Source organism: Selenomonas ruminantium subsp. ruminantium ATCC 12561, from assembly GCF_000424065.1.
GTDB lineage: Bacteria > Bacillota > Negativicutes > Selenomonadales > Selenomonadaceae > Selenomonas_A > Selenomonas_A ruminantium.
In genome coordinates this window covers 17100-34409 of record NZ_AUJE01000027.1, presented here as the reverse complement: position 1 = coordinate 34409, position 17310 = coordinate 17100, and the positions used below count along the sequence as shown (strand labels likewise).

At 47.5% G+C, this 17310-nt stretch carries 17 protein-coding genes; 12 read left to right on the top strand and 5 right to left on the bottom strand.

Annotation, left to right across the window (positions count from 1 at the left end; translation table 11 throughout):
- Positions 1-33: 33 nt before the first annotated feature.
- From G598_RS0110680 to G598_RS0110660, 5 genes are all read left to right on the top strand, one after another.
- The gene (locus tag G598_RS0110680; RefSeq protein WP_026766961.1) at positions 34-2730 is read left to right on the top strand and encodes an NHLP bacteriocin export ABC transporter permease/ATPase subunit; all 2697 of its coding nucleotides are present in this window, start codon (positions 34-36) and stop codon (positions 2728-2730) included.
- A 138-nt stretch (positions 2731-2868) separates the two neighbouring features.
- Positions 2869-4362, top strand: a complete 1494-nt coding sequence (locus tag G598_RS17745; protein ID WP_051180216.1) for a TolC family protein — start codon at positions 2869-2871, stop codon at positions 4360-4362.
- A gap of 22 nt (positions 4363-4384) precedes the next feature.
- Positions 4385-4939: an RNA polymerase sigma factor gene (locus tag G598_RS0110670; RefSeq protein ID WP_245582798.1), complete on the top strand. Its 555-nt coding sequence runs from the start codon at positions 4385-4387 to the stop codon at positions 4937-4939.
- 97 nt (positions 4940-5036) lie between these two features.
- Positions 5037-5309: a hypothetical protein gene (locus G598_RS0110665; RefSeq protein ID WP_026766959.1), complete on the top strand. Its 273-nt coding sequence runs from the start codon at positions 5037-5039 to the stop codon at positions 5307-5309.
- Positions 5310-5398: 89 nt separating this feature from the next.
- On the top strand, positions 5399-5752 hold the full coding sequence (locus G598_RS0110660; protein ID WP_026766958.1) for a hypothetical protein: 354 nt from the start codon (positions 5399-5401) through the stop codon (positions 5750-5752).
- A 246-nt stretch (positions 5753-5998) separates the two neighbouring features.
- On the opposite strand, the gene G598_RS0110650 is transcribed toward G598_RS0110660, so the two are convergent.
- The 5 genes from G598_RS0110650 to G598_RS0110630 form a co-directional block, all read right to left on the bottom strand.
- Positions 5999-7123: a ParB/RepB/Spo0J family partition protein gene (locus tag G598_RS0110650; protein WP_026766957.1), complete on the bottom strand. Its 1125-nt coding sequence runs from the start codon at positions 7121-7123 to the stop codon at positions 5999-6001.
- Positions 7116-8153: an AAA family ATPase gene (locus G598_RS18680; RefSeq protein WP_026766956.1), complete on the bottom strand. Its 1038-nt coding sequence runs from the start codon at positions 8151-8153 to the stop codon at positions 7116-7118. Before G598_RS18680 ends, G598_RS0110650 begins: the two co-directional genes overlap by 8 nt.
- A 179-nt stretch (positions 8154-8332) precedes the next feature.
- The gene (locus G598_RS0110640) at positions 8333-9646 is read right to left on the bottom strand and encodes a replication initiation protein (RefSeq protein WP_026766955.1); all 1314 of its coding nucleotides are present in this window, start codon (positions 9644-9646) and stop codon (positions 8333-8335) included.
- Positions 9647-10086: 440 nt separating this feature from the next.
- Positions 10087-11217 carry a glycerate kinase family protein gene (locus tag G598_RS0110635; RefSeq protein ID WP_245582796.1) on the bottom strand — a complete coding sequence of 377 codons (1131 nt, stop codon included), beginning with the start codon at positions 11215-11217 and terminating at the stop codon, positions 10087-10089.
- Between the two features lie 95 nt (positions 11218-11312).
- Positions 11313-11648, bottom strand: coding sequence for an arsenate reductase family protein (locus G598_RS0110630; RefSeq protein ID WP_026766953.1), 336 nt, complete (start codon positions 11646-11648; stop codon positions 11313-11315).
- 1089 nt (positions 11649-12737) lie between these two features.
- On the opposite strand from G598_RS0110630, the gene G598_RS0110625 reads away from it, so the two are divergent.
- From G598_RS0110625 to G598_RS0110595, 7 genes are all read left to right on the top strand, one after another.
- Positions 12738-13460 (top strand): metallophosphoesterase, encoded by a 723-nt coding sequence (locus G598_RS0110625; protein WP_026766952.1) that lies wholly within the window; start codon positions 12738-12740, stop codon positions 13458-13460.
- 187 nt (positions 13461-13647) lie between these two features.
- On the top strand, positions 13648-13992 hold the full coding sequence (locus G598_RS17735) for an MmcQ/YjbR family DNA-binding protein (RefSeq protein ID WP_245582797.1): 345 nt from the start codon (positions 13648-13650) through the stop codon (positions 13990-13992).
- A 16-nt stretch (positions 13993-14008) separates the two neighbouring features.
- The gene (locus G598_RS0110615; protein ID WP_026766951.1) at positions 14009-14422 is read left to right on the top strand and encodes a peptide deformylase; all 414 of its coding nucleotides are present in this window, start codon (positions 14009-14011) and stop codon (positions 14420-14422) included.
- Positions 14423-14447: 25 nt separating this feature from the next.
- Positions 14448-15041, top strand: a complete 594-nt coding sequence (locus G598_RS0110610) for an alpha/beta fold hydrolase (RefSeq protein ID WP_026766950.1) — start codon at positions 14448-14450, stop codon at positions 15039-15041.
- A complete protein-coding gene (locus tag G598_RS0110605; protein ID WP_026766949.1) occupies positions 15042-15785 on the top strand; it encodes a class I SAM-dependent methyltransferase in 744 nt (247 codons plus the stop codon).
- A gap of 11 nt (positions 15786-15796) precedes the next feature.
- Positions 15797-16417, top strand: coding sequence for an alpha/beta hydrolase (locus G598_RS0110600; protein WP_026766948.1), 621 nt, complete (start codon positions 15797-15799; stop codon positions 16415-16417).
- A gap of 18 nt (positions 16418-16435) precedes the next feature.
- Positions 16436-17230 carry an ElyC/SanA/YdcF family protein gene (locus tag G598_RS0110595; protein ID WP_080657014.1) on the top strand — a complete coding sequence of 265 codons (795 nt, stop codon included), beginning with the start codon at positions 16436-16438 and terminating at the stop codon, positions 17228-17230.
- Positions 17231-17310 lie beyond the last annotated feature (80 nt).

The window sequence follows — 17310 nt, the reverse complement described above, 5'->3', positions numbered from 1 at the left end:
ACGGGATGAACAGTTCCCAAGGAGGAGATGACGATGTCCTGGAAACTTGCCCCGGGAGAACGTTACCGCATGCAAATTGAAGATTGCTTCGTTCTTTTGACAAGCGGCAGAGTTGATGTCTATGCTGTGGCTTGCGGAAAAGAATCCTTTCGCCAGGAATATCTCATGGAGCTTAAGGCGGGGGAAGCAGCCTTTCCGTCAATGGATGAATTCGGGGCGGTGGAGATTGTCCTGTATGCTCTGACGGACGCGGAACTGGAGGAACTGTCCGGGCCTGTCTCCGGACATGAGCACCTCCCGCTCATACATCGCTGGCTCATGGGACTGCTGACCATTCCCTGGCTGCGTCTGCTGGCCGACCGTGGTGATGATTTGCTCACGGCATGGCAGAAGGAAACATTCTTGCAGGATGCGGCGTCCGCGGCTGAGCTTTGGGAGGACTTCCAAAGGAACATGCGGATTTTTTCTGCACTCTGCTCTGCCCGCTTTCAATCCGAGGATATCAAGAACTCCCGGCGTATACAGGCCAGAAAAAAAAGGCAGCAGCGGCGGATTGAGAACACCATCGCCCTGCTGGTGGGCGAACAGGAAGAAATTCTGGACGCGGGGGAGAATCAGAATGAACAACTGGACGAGGCGACCTTCCTCGCGCGCAGCATCGCTCGGGCACTTTCCATGCCCACGAAGAACCTGCAGCTCCAGCCACTCATGGTGAAAAGGCTGGATCAGCAGGGCATGTTGCGCCGGCTCATGCAGAAAGGCAATATGCAGATGCGCCTCGTCACTCTGGAACAGGGCTGGCATCGCAAGGACTGCGGCGTTCTGCTCGGCTGCTACGGTCAGGAGAAGAAAATGGCGGCGTTCCTGCCCAATGATGAGAAAAGCTATCGGATGGTAACATGGAAGCAGCCGGAGGGGAGGGAAGTCAAGGAAGAGGATATACAGAACATAGACAGGAAAGCCTTTGCCTGCCATGCGGGACTTCCTGCCCGAAGGCTTAAGAAGAGGGACCTCCTGCGTTTTGTTTACCATCATTCCTGGAAGATGGATTGGCGCACGATTATTCTGACCAGCTTCTTTGCCGGACTCATACCGATTTTGACACCGATCATCACGGAAACCATCTTTCAGGACATCATCCCCATCCAGGATCGTCAAGGCTTGGCGACCGTTGCTCAGATTGCTATGGTGTCAGGCTTCACCTTGTCGGCTCTGTCCATTGTTCGCTCCATCGCCATGCTGCGTCTGGGAACAGACATCGATATCGCCATGGAGACGGCAATTTTTGGACGAATGCTCTCATTGCCCACCAGTTTTTTCCGGCGGTTCTCCACCGGAGAACTGGCCAGTCGTTTCAAAGGGATGGAAACGGCCAAGCAGATTCTGTTTGGTAATTTTTCATCCCAAGCCTTTGAATTTCTGTTTTCGTTCTGGAGTTTGTTGCTAATGTGTTGGTACAGCCTGCCCCTCACAGCTGTGGCCATCGTCCTGTGGATGATTACCGGTGGCTGCAACCTCTGGCTGGTATGGCGCATGCTCCGCTTTCAGCGTGGTCTGGTGGCGGCACGGAATAGTACGGCGGGCATCCTGCAACAGATATTTACAGGCCTGACAAAATTCCGCGTTCATGGCGCGGAAGAACAGGCCTACCACCTGTGGGGAAGAGCCTTTGCCCTGGAGTGGCAACAGAATCTCTCTTTGCGCTGGCAGCATAATTGGAGCACCATCTTAAGCACTGTCCAGCCTATCCTGCTCACGCTCCTCATGTTCTATGTGGTCATGTATCATGTGAACAAGTTCAGTGATGATGGACAGATTCTTCAGGTGGGCATTTCCTATGCGTCCTTTCTGGCATTCCAGTCCGCCTGTACCGGCTTCAACAGCGCATTGAACCGATTCCTGGCAGGTTTAGGGCAGTTCCTTGCGGTGCAGCCTCAACTGGAGAACCTGCGCCCCTTTCTGGAGGAAGAACCAGAAAGCATGGATGACCGCATGGAAGCCAGTGCGCTCTCAGGTGCTATCGAGGTTCGGGAACTTACCTTTTCCTACAGTGATGGCGGCCGCAACATCCTGAATGGAATCAGCTTCCGCATTAGGGCAGGGGAAAGTGTGGCCATCGTAGGGCGTTCGGGTTGTGGCAAGTCCACACTCATCCGACTCTTGATGGGATTCGAGCGCCCAAAGCGAGGCGGAATCTATTATGATGGTCAGGATCTCGCTGAGCTTTCCCTGCCCTCTGTCCGCGCCCAGCTGGGCGTGGTGCTGCAAAATGGTCAGCTCATGTCAGGCGACATCTATACGAACATTGCAGGCACCAATGCACTGACACAGGAGCAGGCATGGGAGGCGGCTGAGGCAGCAGGGGTAGCGGAGGATATCCGCAATATGCCCATGGGTCTGCAGACCATCATCAGCGAAGAAAGCTCGAACATCTCGGGTGGGCAGCGCCAGCGTATCCTGATTGCCCGGGCCCTGGCCGCAAAACCAGCAATTATTATTTTTGATGAGGCGACCAGCGCACTGGACAATCGTTCTCAGGCTATCGTTACTGAGAGCCTGGAACGTCTGCGGGTAACGCGCATCGTTGTAGCGCATCGTTTGTCCACCATACAGAATGCAGACCGCATTCTGGTCATGGATCAGGGGCGCATCGTGGAAAGCGGGAGCTATGAGGAACTGATGGCCCAGGGGGGCCTGTTCGCCGACCTTGCTAGACGGCAGATTGCATGAATCAAATGGCTGCTGGCAAGCGGCTTATACACCGGAGGAGGAATTATTTTGGACAGAACGTATAGATGTGGAGAGGAGCGGCGATGTTTCCTTGCACGAAGGATTTTGACCGTGGGAGGGTGGAGCATTGCCTTGGCAATGACAGCCTTGCTGGCCGTTCCTGTTCCTGTTTTGGCAAAGGATGTCGGAGTGCAATATGAGGCGGAACTCCCTTCCAAACAGGAAGGGAGGCGGCTGGATATTGACGAGGCAATCCAGCTGGCGCTCCAATCGCATCCTTCCATCGCACATGCCGAAGAGAACAAGAAGTCTGCGCAATGGCAGTATTCTTCTGCTCGCAGGGCCGCAGGGCCGCGCCTCCGCATTACAGCCAGCGGCATGAAGCTTTCCGGACGCACATACGAGGCTATGCAGAACAAGCCGGCTATGTCTGAAATAACGCGCTTACTGCGTGAACTATTTGGACTGCCAAATGGCGAGACAGATTCTTACAATCAGGAATATAACTGGACAGCCCGCCTGTCCTATCCGCTCTATACCGGCGGGCAATTGGAAGGACAAAGGAAACAGAGACGCTACCAACTCAACGCCGCCGATCTGGCATTGGAGAACGTGCGCCAGACGGTGCGGTACAATGTGCAGGCCGCATACTATCGACTTCTGGAACGTCAGGCCTTTCGAGGCATACATGAGGAGGCCGTGGAACTGCTTCAGGAACATTTGAATCAGGCGAATATCCAGTATAAGGAAGGGGTTGCAGCCATGTCCGATGTGCTGGCTTCCGAGGTGCAGCTGGCCAAGGAAGAAATGCGGCTAAATGAAGCGCAAAGAGACTGCCTGAAGGCCATGTCTGCTCTTAACCAGCTCATCGGGCTGCCGCTTACTACAAAGCTGGAGCTTCATGGTGAGCTTTCCTATCAGCGTCATGAAAAGGACCTGTCCGATTATGCCGCATACGCTTTGCAGCATCGAGCAGACGGCATGGCCTCGGATTATGCCGTGAAACAAGCAGAGGCCGCAAAGAGCACGGCCAAGGCGGGTTACCGCCCCACGGTCACCGCCTCCTGGAGCAAGGATGTCAGTGGTGAGCAGCTCTTTGAAAAACGACATGGTGAACGAGAATACCTGGGCGTCTCGATGGAATGGAATGTCTTTGACAACGGTGTCACCGCCGCCAATGTTCATGCAGCCCAGGCCCAAGTACAGATGGCCGAGGCACAGAGGAACACGACCAGAGACGCAATCGAGCTGGAAGTGCATCAAGCCTATACTGATCTGGTATGCGCAGAGCGTACCACCAAGACTACAGAGACCGCCATGAAGAAGGCTGAGCAGGAGTACCGCATCGCCCAGGTGCGCTATGTGGAGGGCGTCGATACGAACCTTTCGGTCATGGATGCGCAAGAAAAGCTCACAGAGGCGCGTACGGATTATTATAACTCACTCTATTCCTGCAATCTGGCAAAGGCTGCTCTGGAAAGGGCTGTCGGGACTCCAGTCGCCATTGACGCAGTGCGTTACGCAGAAGCGGAGCAAGCAGGGAAAACACCGGCCAAAGCAATCCAATATGCCGAAATTGGGAAGGCTGCGGATGAGCCAATGATATACAGCAAAGAGGCGTATCACGACTAGGAAGGTGATTTTGTTGAACGGAATGGAATACTGGAACGATTTGGCAGGGCAGGCTATTCGGGACAAGGATGCGCTGGTGGAACTTTATGAGCATTTCTTTCCCCGCATCTATCAGCATCTTCTATGCAGGACGCAGAATGCGGACAAGACAGACGAGGTGGTGAGCCGCACTTTCCTGCAGATGTATCAAAAACTGGAGCAGTTCAATCCGGCCAAGGGAGCATTCTCCACTTGGCTGTTCGCCATAGCAGAGAATGAGCTTCGCATGCAGTGGCGAAGTGAGAAAAACCATCCCTGGGAGGAATTGGACGAAACATTTGGTTTTCAGGAGCCAGAGGAGCATACGCCAGAACAGCGTTTACTGACGAAGGAGCAGCATCAGGAACTGCAAAATGCTCTTGCCGCATTGCCCGAACGGGAGCGGCGCATTCTTGGAATGCGCTATTGGCTAGGGCTTTCCCATCGGAAGATAGCGGAGGCCCTAGGTTTGACAGAGAATCATGTGGGCGTCCTGCTGAATCGTGCTAAGAAATCCCTTAAGCAATACCTGCAGGATATGCATAAAATTTCTCCATGACCGTGTTACCACAGAAATTTTTTTCATAACTTGTGTAAGATTTACGTTATTGCGGCATAGAAAAAACAGAACGAAAAATGTGACAGGAGTGAGGAGCATGGAAGACGGTAATCTGGAGGAAAAACTGGGTGCGTTTGATTTCTCCGTATTCAGCAAAGTCAGAGACAGCCTTCTCTTTCAACTTTTGGCCATGCAACGCCAAAATGCTGGAAGGAAGCAGTCATTGAGGGGGCTGCTGATGGAGGAAGACTTGGATTTTGTTGCTGCGGCCAGGGAGTCCTCCTGCATGGGCACGGACAGAAGCAGGAAATCATCTTCCGATACAGAGCCTTCCTTGGAAGGAAAACTTTCTCGCAGTATTTGGCAATAAAGTTTCAAATTGTCTGTAAGGTTTCCACTTCTGGTGCATAGAAAGAACAGAAAAAATCAAAAGCGTTATAAAGAAAGGGGTTCATCAAAATGGCAATCGTATGGAACGAGGAATTTATGGGCAAGCTCTTGAAGGCAGTTGAGGACGAGGCTTTTGTAGACCAGCTGAAGGCTGTAAAGGATGAGGCAGCGCTGGTAGAGGCATTCAAAGGGAAGGGCTTTGACCTTAACGCTGAAGACCTCAAGCAGATGATGAAGACCATAGACAACATGGCGCACCAGACGGGGGAAATTCCCGATGAGATAGCTGAACAGGCAGCAGGTGGAGCCAGCGCTGGAAGTATGTTCAAAATGGCGCACACCTTCTTCGGTGTTGTTGGCGGCGTTTTGGAGGCGATTGGCGATGCCCTGGGTTACCGCAAAAACAAAGAATGGGTCGTGTGAGTCCTGAAAGAGGCCTGCTGAAGCAAAGACAGCCGTGATTCACGAGACAGCAGGTGGATGAATAGAGAAACAAGCGGTTGAAAAAATCTCTGTAAATTAATTTTCCTCAATAACAGAAGGCCTCCTATGATTTGATAAACTATAATCAAATCATAGGAGGCCTTTTATCATGGCAGGACAGAAAAAAGAGATTCACAAAGTAGAAATGGGCTCACAATTCGGGATGAAATTCATCCCGAATTGTTTTTAGGCATTTTCTTTTTTCTTTTCTCCGGCAAACATTTTTCTCAAAATATCCTTCGTCTGTTCGGAAATACCACTATCTTCACATACATGCCATTCAATGATGCCACGAACTTTCTCAAGTTCATCCTCTGAACAGAACATAAGAACCGGCTTGTAATGGGAAGGCAGCTGCTCAGTTAGTTCAGCTTTTGCAGTCACGGTGAAAACTTCCGGGGCAGTGAAAAGTTCATCAAGGTCAGCAGTGGATTCAGCTTTCTTGAGTTTTGCCAACTGTTGTGACGTGAGCTTGTTTTTATATAACGCATTCTTATAGATGTATTTTTGAAGTTCTGGTTCCAGTACAGCTATGGCTCTTGCCAGCTGATTGGTGATTCTATTATCACGGTCACTCGCATCAACGAGCGGCCAAAACTCTGAAATGAGATTTCTTAACCGATAGAGGTCTTTTATTGTGCCGATAGGTTCTCCCAAGGCCGCTGCAACGTTATCAAGAGCACGGGTGCGGCGTGTATCAGGTCTTCTGGAAGAACGGGTATCTTTCTCCAGCTGAGCCATGGTTATAACGGAGCGAGCTTTTACTGCCGTGGAGTTTTCACGGCGGATTACATTGTCGAAGATGATAATCTTACGAGCCTCAACCTCGTCAAGTTCATCGAAGGCATAGACATTACAGTCCATGGACTCAAAGCGTTTGGCCTGTTCCTCGTCACCTGCTTCCGTAAATATCTCATGGAGCTTCTGGATAGCCTGGAATCTCGTGTGCCCACCTAAAATAGTGTAGGTGCCATTAGGCTGCTTCCAAACGATGGCAGGGTTGAGCTGACCATAGACAACAATATTTTTCATCAACTCTTCAAGCACACCATTATTCTGAGTGGGGAAAAAGTTCCAGCCTTCATCAGCAGGAACCAAGTCTTTCAGAAGAACCTGCTCCCTGGTAAAGACAGGGTAGAGGCTTTCAATCTTCTCCTGTCTTTCCTTAGATGCTTTTGTCTGTTCTCCATTAAGCTCCTTCACATCTTCTTTGGTGAGATTCGTCCAGTAATCCAAGCTGGAGGTTCCATCGCCATAATTGTCCGAAATGAAATTGTCTTTAGTAGAGGATAAGTCCATCTTTTTACCCATTTGCCAGTGCCTCCGTTACCTCTAAGTAAAGTTTCTCAAAGTCTTTACCAACCTTGTTCGAGCGGAATCTCTCGGTAACTGCGCTATGCAGGATAACCGCTTTTCTTACATCCTCACTATCACGAATCACCGTATCAAAGAATTTGCCTTCCTCGGCACCGCCGTTCACTTCAGAAATAACTTCAGGGATAGTCTCTCTGGCTGTGGGAATAAATTGTTTTGCCGAACCAGTATTGGCCTTGACTCGGTTGAAAAAATATCCCAAAAGCTTGATGTTGGGATTCATAACCTTACGAGCTTGAATAATTTTCTTATAAACCTCCTTGAAACCGGAAACAGAACTGGGGTCCGGCTCAAGTGGAATAATCACATGGTCACAGGCCTGCAGAGGATAAGAAGTCGGCAGACCAGAGGAAGGATGCGTATCCATCATGATTACATCGTATTCCTGAATATCCTTGATTGCATTCATCATTTCTATCCAGAGATTTACATCATTATCCAGCTTTGCTTTACGAATCTGCGAAAGAAAACCATCTTCCTCGATAAAGGGATTGCCAGGAATTATATCTATATTTTTGTACTGCGTGGGAAGTATGAAGGTGTTGATGGGAATGTCTGGATTAACCAATCTAGTGATGATTGCCCCCTGAATATCTCTTTTACCATCAATATTTGCCTTCATTAACTGGGTAAGATTCGTTTGTGCATCTGCGTCAATAAGCAATACTTTCTTTTTACCGATTGCTGAAAACAGATAGGCGAGAGCAGCAGTTGTTGTAGTCTTGCCAACGCCCCCCTTACCACTTGCTACGCAAATTACATGCTGTGTCTGTCTTGTTTCTCCGTCACTCATCAGCTGAATTCCACCTTTCTCTGCATACTTTGCGAGCAGTCCCATTACAGCTTCATCAATCAATACAGAAGTTTTAACGCCGAGAGACTTACTAAGTGCTCGAAGCCTGTCCCTTAACGCAATGGATATACTCACGTTAAATGCTGTCCTCTTAACAGGAGCATTTTTTGGCATTTTATTCTCCTCCTAAAACATGAGCATGTTTTATAGGTTTAGTGTATATTATTTCATAATACATGTCAATCTTAAACGAGAAAACAATTCGGGATGAAATTCATCCCGAATTCAATTTCTTATAAACTAAGGGCAAGCCATATACTACAGCTTGCCCTTAGTTATCCTAAATTCCAGTATTATTTTTCACTGACGTTCAAATTTGCCTCTATGTAATCAGCTGTTATACCTGACTGGCCCTGAAGTTTGAAGGCAATCTTGAATAGCAACACCTCAGAATACTTCTCCAACCAGCGTGCTATTCTATCATCAGAAATTCCCATCCCTTGATAAAGAGCAGTCACCTCTGGGTGCTCTGCCAAAATACTCTGCTCCAAAGCTTTCTCAGAAGATTGACTTGCTGTCTCAAATAAAGAATCCATTTTAACAGCATCTTTATTCCATGCTGCTATTTCCTCGTGTTCAGCTTTTTCTGCTTTTGCAGCCTCTATCTGAACCTGCTTACTCCCGGCATAATCTCCTTCAATGGCTTTTCGGAAGTAACCACCAATTCTTTTTATTTCTTGTTTGAGATTTTCCTGACGAACATATTCCATCTGCGCCTTGCAATATTCAACACCATAATTCCTTATGTAGGATTCTGCGTTCTTTTTAGTCTGCCGATATTCCTTAGTCATTTTCCTGATAACATCACGTTCTTCCAATGTGAATGTTACCTCTTGCTCAACAGTAGGGGATGAAGTGATATTGCTTTCCACAACAATATCGTTTAGCTCTGCTTCTGATGCTTTTCCTTCGGGCAGATAAGACTTTTTGGTTACATGAATTTTCATATGTGTTGTTTTTCTGCCCGTCTTGATATACTCTGGGGTAATATCAAGGTCTGTATTTTCATTTACAATTTTGACAGCTGGCTTTATGATTTTTTGATTAAAGTTTGAGAAACGCGCATATATTTCTTTATCTCCACCTAAAAGGCTTCTCCATTCCTCTATACTGTAATATGCGTAACCTGTTCTCGCCCAGCTATTACATGTTTCGTATAATCGAATTGCAGCATATGTGTCACATTTATTTGTTTGTAACATATTGCCTCTTGTAAAGTTCCGCTTGAGTCCATAGATATACGGAGCTACCTTGGGATTTATATCCGCCGTTAAAATTCCGTCTTCATACGTCATATTCGGAATGATCTGTCTTACTTTCCAATTGCCGTTATCATCCATGACACTGATTTGTGTTAACGCTACCTTTTTGCATTCACTGAGCAAAACTTCTGAAAAATTTGTTGCTTTTATGTTACAATCTTTTATGATAGTCCTACAATCAACCGACAGACCGTCTAATTTGTTTTCCTGCTGTGCTCTCCAAAGGAAATAGTTTGTTAGCTTATATGTAGTTGCCGTCATGTTAGCATGCATCGAAACGAGTTTGTTATCTTTCGTAAGCCACAAACCACTTTTCTCGCGTGGTAAAGTTTTTGGAATTCCCATAGAATAGCCCTCACCCTTCCTGATTTTCTAAAAGGCAACTAGAAAAATATGAAAATCCTTTTATGACAACTAAACTAATATATATCTGCAAAATCATATTTATTTAGTTGCTTTTCATATTTAATAAGTTGCTTTTCGCCTATTGTATACCATTTTTAGCCATATTTCAATATTTATTTAGTTGCCTTTATTTATTTAGTTGCCGTTCATATTTAAAAAGTTGCCTTTCGTATTTATTTGGTTGCCACTCATATTTAAAAAGTTGCTTTTCATATTTATTTAGTTGCCGTTCAATCCTGCTAGCCCTTGATACACAAGGGCTAGCAAGGTCCTAACAAATATAACAAATATATAACAAATAAACAACAAACAGAGACTGCTTTGTGGATAACTTTTGTACGCTCACAGTATACATGAAGAAGGTACCTAAAATATTTTCTCTAGATATGTTGGGTAATTTTGATAAGCCGGAAAACCTGCTCTACGGTATCCGTCATGTTTTGCTGGGCGTTTTGGGGCTCAAGAGTCTGTGACAGTGTGGTAACCTGTCGCAGAATGGGGAAGTAGGCATCTATGCCATGTTCATTGCACAGTCTTGCCTCAGGGGTGACACAGCCGGAAAAAGCAATGACCGGTTTTGCATGTTTTTTGGCGAGCTGGGCGACACCTATAGGGGCTTTGCCCATTATGCTCTGTCCGTCAAGCCGGCCTTCGCCGGTGATAACCATGTCGGCAGCAGCAATCTGCTCTTCGAGTCTGGTTTCCTCCATGACGATGTCGATACCGGATTCCAAGGCAGAGTTGGTAAAGGTCAGGAAGGCAAATCCCAGTCCGCCAGCAGCCCCGGCTCCAGGTGCTTGAGGATTAGCCTGCGGGTACTTTGCTTTTGCCAGTTCTGCATAGTGTTGCAGCCATTCATCCATGATGGGAATCATGTTGGGCGATGCTCCTTTTTGTGGACCGAATACAGCGCTGCATCCTTCCTGTCCCAAAAGGGGATTGGTCACATCGCAGGCAATACGGAACGTGCATTCCTTTAGTTCCGGCAGTACAGTCGAATCGTCGATGACGGCTAACTTTTCCAGCCCAATGGCATTATGGGGAACAGCATTACCTACGTTATCCAGCATCTGCCAGCCTAAAGCTTGCAGCATACCCAGTCCACCGTCGTTGGTGGCACTGCCGCCAATACCGACGATGAAATGGCGGCAGCCTTTGTGGATGGCATCATGCAGGATTTCCCCTACGCCATAAGTTGTAGTATAAAGAGGATTACGCTTTTCAGGGGGAAGCAAGGTAAGACCTGCAGCAGCAGCCATCTCGATGATGGCTGTTTTTTTGTCCCGTAAAATACCATACTTGGCGGTTACCTTTTGCTCGTTGATAGGACCTGTAACAATGATGGATTGCAACTCGCCACCCATGTCGAGCGTCAGGGCTTCGACGGTTCCTTCACCGCCATCGGCCAAGGGCAGTACGTTGATTTTAGCATCCGGATAGACGCGAAGAATGCCGGAACAAACGGCATTTCCCGCTTCTATAGAACTCAGGCTGCCTTTGAATGAATCCATTGCAATGACGATTTCCAAAACAAACACTCGCTTTCTGAAAAAATATTGCCTGGTGAACTAACGCGAAGAGAATATTGGGGAAGCGCTTCTTAGCTTTACTGCCAGCCTTTCCAAATATCCGGCTCATAGCCTAATGTTGACTCTTTGCCATTTCGTACTACGGGGGTTTTTATAACCTGTTGGTTCTCAAGGATTGTTTCCAGTTTGTCTGCCATATAATTGACACGAGCCAGAGCATCCTTGTCCTTGCACTCCGGATTTATCATACCGTCGATGCCGCCATGAACTTTGGCCACGGACTGGAACTCGCCCTTGCTCATTCCCTTGTCCAGGATATCAATGAACTGGAACTTTATGCCGCGTTCTTTGAAGAAACGCTGTGCTTTTTTGGTGTCATTACACTTCTTGGTGCCGAAAATTTGAATGTTCATGTTTTCCCTCTTTTACCGTTTTATTATAAATAACCTGTGTCGATTCTGGCCGCAGCAAAGATAAATCTTCTGTTTTTGCCAGCTGACTGAGTATCGTTTCCACAAAGTCCTGCATATTGGGGCTCATGCCAATACCGGTCGCACACTTATTCTGCCACCATTCGTATTTTCACAAGTATAGTAAACAAATATAATCAAACTATTCAAAAATATTAAAAACAATGCTATAATAAACTTAGCGAACCTACGAGGACTGTACTTTAGAAAGGTTGAGCCAAGAAAAGAGCCTCATTTCTACGCAAATGATGGAGACATCGCCTTTGGGCTCGTAAAAATGTACAAAGTTGGCGCAGGGAATCTCGCTCAGCGGCAAAAGCCGCCTACTTGAAATCAGCAAAACGACTTAAAGTATTCCTAAATAGCTTTTAGCCTATGGGATAGAGGGCGTAGTGCTACGTCCAGTTGTAGTAGTTGCTACGTAGACCGCTTGCTTGGTGAGGACTTGCCCTTACTCGGTTTGTCGAGAGTAGTTAATGAGCAATAAAGTTTATTAAAAAAATTAACATTATTTGTTAAGTTTGGTTATAAACATAGCATAGCCTCCAAGTTTTGATTATTATCCTGTCTCAAGTATAATGTGGTTTTCCGGCAGCGTCAAACGTCGTAAGCTCATTGAGGGTGAAAAAAACCGGTCCGCTGGGGTATGAAACCGGCCCCCTTAACTATCCGTACGAACTAAAGACAGGTCCTTTAATGCCTGGCCCATCCCAGGAGATCGGTCCATTAACTATTGGGGGATAAAAGGTGATTGACCATCCAGGTAAAACGCTGGGGCTGTTGTACGTAATCCTTTTGCCACAATACTAGTATCTAAGATGATTATTATATACTAGATATTGCAGCGAAATGGCTTAGTGCAACAGCCCTATTTTTGCATGGCTTTCGATATTTTCGAAGATAAATATGGTACAATGATAGATATAAAGTGCTACGGCCTACGCAAATTATATGAGGTGCGGGGATAGGGAAAATAACAGAATGGAAGAGTCAAGGAAACGACTGGCTGTTCATATGCGAGGGGGAAAAATTATGGATAAGGTAAACAGGCTGCTTGTGTTTGGCGATATCCATGGAAACTGGGAGCGGTTCATGGATGTATACCAAAAGGTGAATGTGAACCCCGAAAATGATTTGGTGGTATTTCTGGGAGACTACTTGGACCGGGGGAAAAATCCTGTACCCGTGATGGACTGGGTGCTGGAACATTTTGAAACAAAAAACATGATTTTTCTTCGTGGAAATCATGAGCAGATGTTTTATGAGTCGCTGCGTACCGAAGGACAGGACGCAGGTATGGTCGATTACCGGATAAGTTCCCCGAAGGCCTTGTGGTTTGCTGAGGGGAGTGGCGGTTTTGAGACATACAAAGCCATTGGAAAGTCCGGCAGAGGTAAAGAACTTATTGCAGCGTGGCTTCAACTGATAGAAAAAATGTCCTTATATGCGGAAATAGAGGTCAACGGGCAAAAATATTGGTTTGTGCATGCAGATTGCAATCCGGAGCATCCTTTAGCGAAACAGGGTTCGAAAACACTCTTGTGGGGAAGGGCTTTGGCTAAATATCCGGGGCTTCATCAGGAGACGCAGATTATTGTTTTGGGGCATACTCCTGTACAGGCGTTGTATCCTGGTTCCAAACCGCAATGGCTGAATCAGGGGAAAGTCGTGCTCATGGATACGGGCAGCTTTTTGGAAAATGGTCATATATCTTGTGCGAATCTGCTGACAAAGGAAGTTTGGCAGTCGGATTAAGGAAGATGGCAAGTTGTATGTTGTCGAAATATTTTTTCTTTGCCGATTTTGCCTACAAGATTGGAGCAAATCTCTAAGATAGAAAGAAGTCCGGGCTGCCTATCAGGCAGTCCTTGACCGTATAGGCGAGGCTTGCGGTGAACATGGCAGCTTTCATGGGCAGTATGTAGAGGAACTTTTGCAGTATGTGCAGAATACCTATGGTGATGAACTCGAATATCCGTGGAAGGATATGAATGCGGCAGTTATTCGCTCCCACATCACAAAGAAGTGGTATGCAGTTTTCATGAAGGTACATCCCGGCAAGATTGGCCTCGGTGGCAGCCAGCCTATACGGATAATGGATTTGCATGGTACGGCAGAACAGGTGGCCGCCTTAGTAGATGGGGAAAGGTATTTTCCAGGCTGGCATATGAACCGGAAATATTGGTATACGATATGTCTGGACGGAAGTGTGCCGATGGATGAACTCCAGCGAAGAATTGACGAGAGCTTCGCATTGTCCCAGACCAAGAAACGGTCTGGCAGCTGAAAAACAGGAGGAGAAGATGGTAAAGGAAATTATGAAGGATTTGCTGTTTCTGGGTCAGAAGGCTGAGGCGGCGGTCAAAGAGGATATCGCTATAGCGGAAGATTTGTTGGACACCCTTCGTGCTCACCGAGAGCACTGCGTGGGCATGGCAGCCAACATGATTGGGGAGAGGAAGTCCATTATTGCCATAGCAGAGGGTAACAGGTTCACGGCTATGCTGAACCCAGAGGTAATGAAGAAATCGCCAAGAACTTACAAGGCTGTGGAGGGCTGTCTTTCCATTCCCGGTGAACGTGAAGTTGAGCGTTATGAATGGATTGAAGTCAAATACCGCGATATGGACTGGCACAAGGAAAAGAGGAAGTTCACAGGCTTCGAGGCAGAAATCGTGCAGCACGAACTGGACCATTTGGAAGGGAAGCTTATTTGAGACAGAAATTTTTTGGAGTAGATAAATGCAGATATTATATGTACACGGCAAAGGTGGAAGTGCTGAGGAAAGTGAGTATTACAAAACGCTGTTCCCTGGGGATGAAGTAATCGGACTGGATTACCAGACCTTTTCACCCTGGGAGACGGGAAAGGAAATTCGGGCAGCAGTGGATGAGCTGGTGGAAAAACATGAGGATATTGGACTGATTGCCAACAGCATTGGGGCTTTTTTCAGCATAAATGCTGGAATAGACGGACTTATTCAGAAGGCATATTTCATTTCGCCCATCGTGGATATGGAAAAGCTGATTTTGGACATGATGAAATGGGCCAATGTGACGGAGGCGGAACTGGAAGCCCAGAGAATAATACATACCGAATTTGGCGAGGATTTGTCCTGGGAATATCTGAACTACGTCAGGAGCCATCCTATCAAATGGAATGCGCCGACGCAGATTCTGTACGGCGAAAAAGACCAGCTGACGTCGCTGGCAACGATGAAGGATTTTGCTGAAAAGCATCATGCAGGGCTGACGGTCATGGAAAATGGGGAACATTGGTTTCATACGGAAAAGCAAATGCAATTCTTGGATGATTGGATTCGGGGGACAAAGTAGATGGATATAGAAAGCATGGCCCGATATTGGTCGCAGGATGCTGAGAATTATGGCGACATAATACGAAAAGAACTGGCCAGTTTTCGTGTGGAGGCGTGGCAGAACTACTTGCGGGAAAAATTGCCTGCGGGTACTCGCAAGGTGCTCGACTTGGGCTGTGGTCCCGGATTTTTTTCCATTATCTTGGCAAAAATGGGCTATGAAGTAACGGCCGTGGATTGTTCAGAGGGGATGCTGGCTCAGGCAAGGCAGCTGGTCAAGCGAGCAGGCCTCGAAATCACGTTACAGCAAAAGGACATCAATCATCCGGAGTTTCCGGATGATTCCTTCGATGCCATTGTGAGCCGCAATGTTACCTGGACTTTATCCAATCCGTGGCAGGTATATGCGGAATGCCAACGGATGCTGCGGACATGTGGACGTTTGCTGCTCTTTGACGCTAACTGGAATATGCCGCTTTTCGATGAAGCTATGGCCAAACGGGCAGAAGAACGGCGGGAAGAATGCTTGCGGCAGTATGGAGATGCTCTGGACTCTGCCGCAGATATAACCGAGCCGTTCGACCCGTTGCAGCTGCCCCTCAGTGGAACAAAACGCCCTTATTGGGATGTGGAGCTGTTGCGTAACATGGGCTTTGGCGATGTGCATACAGAATTTGATGTAACGGACAAGCTTTGGGACGAAAAGGAACGGTTGCTTTACGGTGAAACACCAATGTTCGGTGTTTTTGCCACGAAATTTTAGGAGGATGGCTGATGGTTACTTACGAATACGGTAATCCCCATGCGGTCATTACGCTCATTCAGCCTGTGGATGACCATGATATAGCAGGAATGGATGCTGAAGTGGCAGAAATTCAGAGGTTGTCCGGCAAAGACTTCCGCTTGTTGGCGGTCAAGGTGGATAGCTGGAACCAGGATTTATCTCCGTGGCCGGCACTTGCGGTTTTTGGAAAAGATGATTTCGGCAACGGTGCGAGGGAAACGCTGACTGAGATACTGGAGTTGTGTAAGGATGAGGACAAGGTTTATTGTCTTGGCGGCTACTCCCTGGCGGCCCTGTTTTCTCTATGGGCGGCATACCAGACCGATAGATTTGCGGGCATTGCTGCAGCCTCCCCCTCCATATGGTTTCCGGGATTTGTTGATTATATGAAGAGTCATGCCAGCCGATGTTCCAACATATATCTGAGCCTTGGGGATAAGGAAGAGAAAACCAGGAATGCTGTTATGTCCCAAGTTGGGGACTGCATTAGGGACGGATATGCATGGCTAAAGGAACATGGCATCTACTGCACGCTGGAGTGGAATAAGGGCGGCCATTTTAAGGAACCGGAGCTTAGGACTGCCAGGGCCTTTGCCAGGCTGCTGAAGTAGTGTAAAGGACGGAGCGTTATGGGTCAAAAAGAAATGGCAAAAATTGCAGAGGCTGTCAATATTTTGGGCAATTTCTGCGGGCCGAGGGATATCGATAAATTGACTACAGCAGCCTTAGAGGATAAGTACCATATTCCACGGGTAGATGTGGCCGTGCTTTTTGGCGGCAGTATACTGGCTGGCGGTGAAGTCTTTGCGGAGATTATGAAAAAACAGCTGGCCGAAAAATACATAATAGTAGGTGGGGCAGGGCATACAACGGAGACATTGCAGAGGAAAATGGCGGCCTGTTTGGGCAGGAAAGTTCCTTCTGACGCTTGTGAGGCGGAGCTTTTCAATGAGTACCTCCAAGAGAAGCATGGTCTGGCGGCAGATTACTTGGAGAAGGAATCCACCAACTGCGGCAATAACATCACCTTCTTGCTTTCCTTGCTTGAAAAGGAAAAACTGCCCCATGACAGCGTTTTGATGGTACAGGATGCCACTATGCAAAGACGCATGGAAGCTGGCTGGCGGCATCATGCAGGTGCGGGGCTGGTGGTAAACTACGCTGCCTACAAGGTGAAGGTAACAGGCAACGAAAAGGGACTGGCCTATGAAGGCGTTCCAGCAGGCATGTGGGATATGGACCGATATGTGGAATTGCTTATGGGCGATGCACAGCGGCTACAGGATACTCCTGACGGCTATGGCCCCAAAGGAAAGAATTTTATCGCCCACGTGAATATGCCGTTTGAGGTGAAGGAGGCATTCCGTTATCTTCAAAAGTTCTATGGGGTACGCAAGGCCAATCCGGCCTATGCTAAGCCTTAATCATATATCTTTCTGAGGCGGCAGAAATTCATTGCCTGAATGATTCTTGTTGCGGTTTGCGAAGAAGCAGGGCAATAATA

What these genes read in the sequence shown, in the direction of transcription:
- G598_RS18680 (WP_026766956.1), bottom strand. Translation starts at nt 8,153, where the DNA reads ATGCCAAAAAATGCTCCTGTTAAGAGGACAGCATTTAACGTGAGTATA.
- G598_RS0110610 (WP_026766950.1), top strand. Translation starts at nt 14,448, where the DNA reads ATGCAGATATTATATGTACACGGCAAAGGTGGAAGTGCTGAGGAAAGT.
- G598_RS0110615 (WP_026766951.1), top strand. Translation starts at nt 14,009, where the DNA reads ATGGTAAAGGAAATTATGAAGGATTTGCTGTTTCTGGGTCAGAAGGCT.
- G598_RS0110640 (WP_026766955.1), bottom strand. Translation starts at nt 9,646, where the DNA reads ATGGGAATTCCAAAAACTTTACCACGCGAGAAAAGTGGTTTGTGGCTT.
- G598_RS0110665 (WP_026766959.1), top strand. Translation starts at nt 5,037, where the DNA reads ATGGAAGACGGTAATCTGGAGGAAAAACTGGGTGCGTTTGATTTCTCC.
- G598_RS0110625 (WP_026766952.1), top strand. Translation starts at nt 12,738, where the DNA reads ATGGATAAGGTAAACAGGCTGCTTGTGTTTGGCGATATCCATGGAAAC.
- G598_RS17745 (WP_051180216.1), top strand. Translation starts at nt 2,869, where the DNA reads ATGACAGCCTTGCTGGCCGTTCCTGTTCCTGTTTTGGCAAAGGATGTC.
- G598_RS0110660 (WP_026766958.1), top strand. Translation starts at nt 5,399, where the DNA reads ATGGCAATCGTATGGAACGAGGAATTTATGGGCAAGCTCTTGAAGGCA.
- G598_RS0110605 (WP_026766949.1), top strand. Translation starts at nt 15,042, where the DNA reads ATGGATATAGAAAGCATGGCCCGATATTGGTCGCAGGATGCTGAGAAT.
- G598_RS0110670 (WP_245582798.1), top strand. Translation starts at nt 4,385, where the DNA reads ATGGAATACTGGAACGATTTGGCAGGGCAGGCTATTCGGGACAAGGAT.
- G598_RS0110635 (WP_245582796.1), bottom strand. Translation starts at nt 11,217, where the DNA reads ATGGATTCATTCAAAGGCAGCCTGAGTTCTATAGAAGCGGGAAATGCC.
- G598_RS0110650 (WP_026766957.1), bottom strand. Translation starts at nt 7,123, where the DNA reads ATGGGTAAAAAGATGGACTTATCCTCTACTAAAGACAATTTCATTTCG.
- G598_RS0110595 (WP_080657014.1), top strand. Translation starts at nt 16,436, where the DNA reads ATGGGTCAAAAAGAAATGGCAAAAATTGCAGAGGCTGTCAATATTTTG.
- G598_RS0110680 (WP_026766961.1), top strand. Translation starts at nt 34, where the DNA reads ATGTCCTGGAAACTTGCCCCGGGAGAACGTTACCGCATGCAAATTGAA.
- G598_RS0110600 (WP_026766948.1), top strand. Translation starts at nt 15,797, where the DNA reads ATGGTTACTTACGAATACGGTAATCCCCATGCGGTCATTACGCTCATT.
- G598_RS0110630 (WP_026766953.1), bottom strand. Translation starts at nt 11,648, where the DNA reads ATGAACATTCAAATTTTCGGCACCAAGAAGTGTAATGACACCAAAAAA.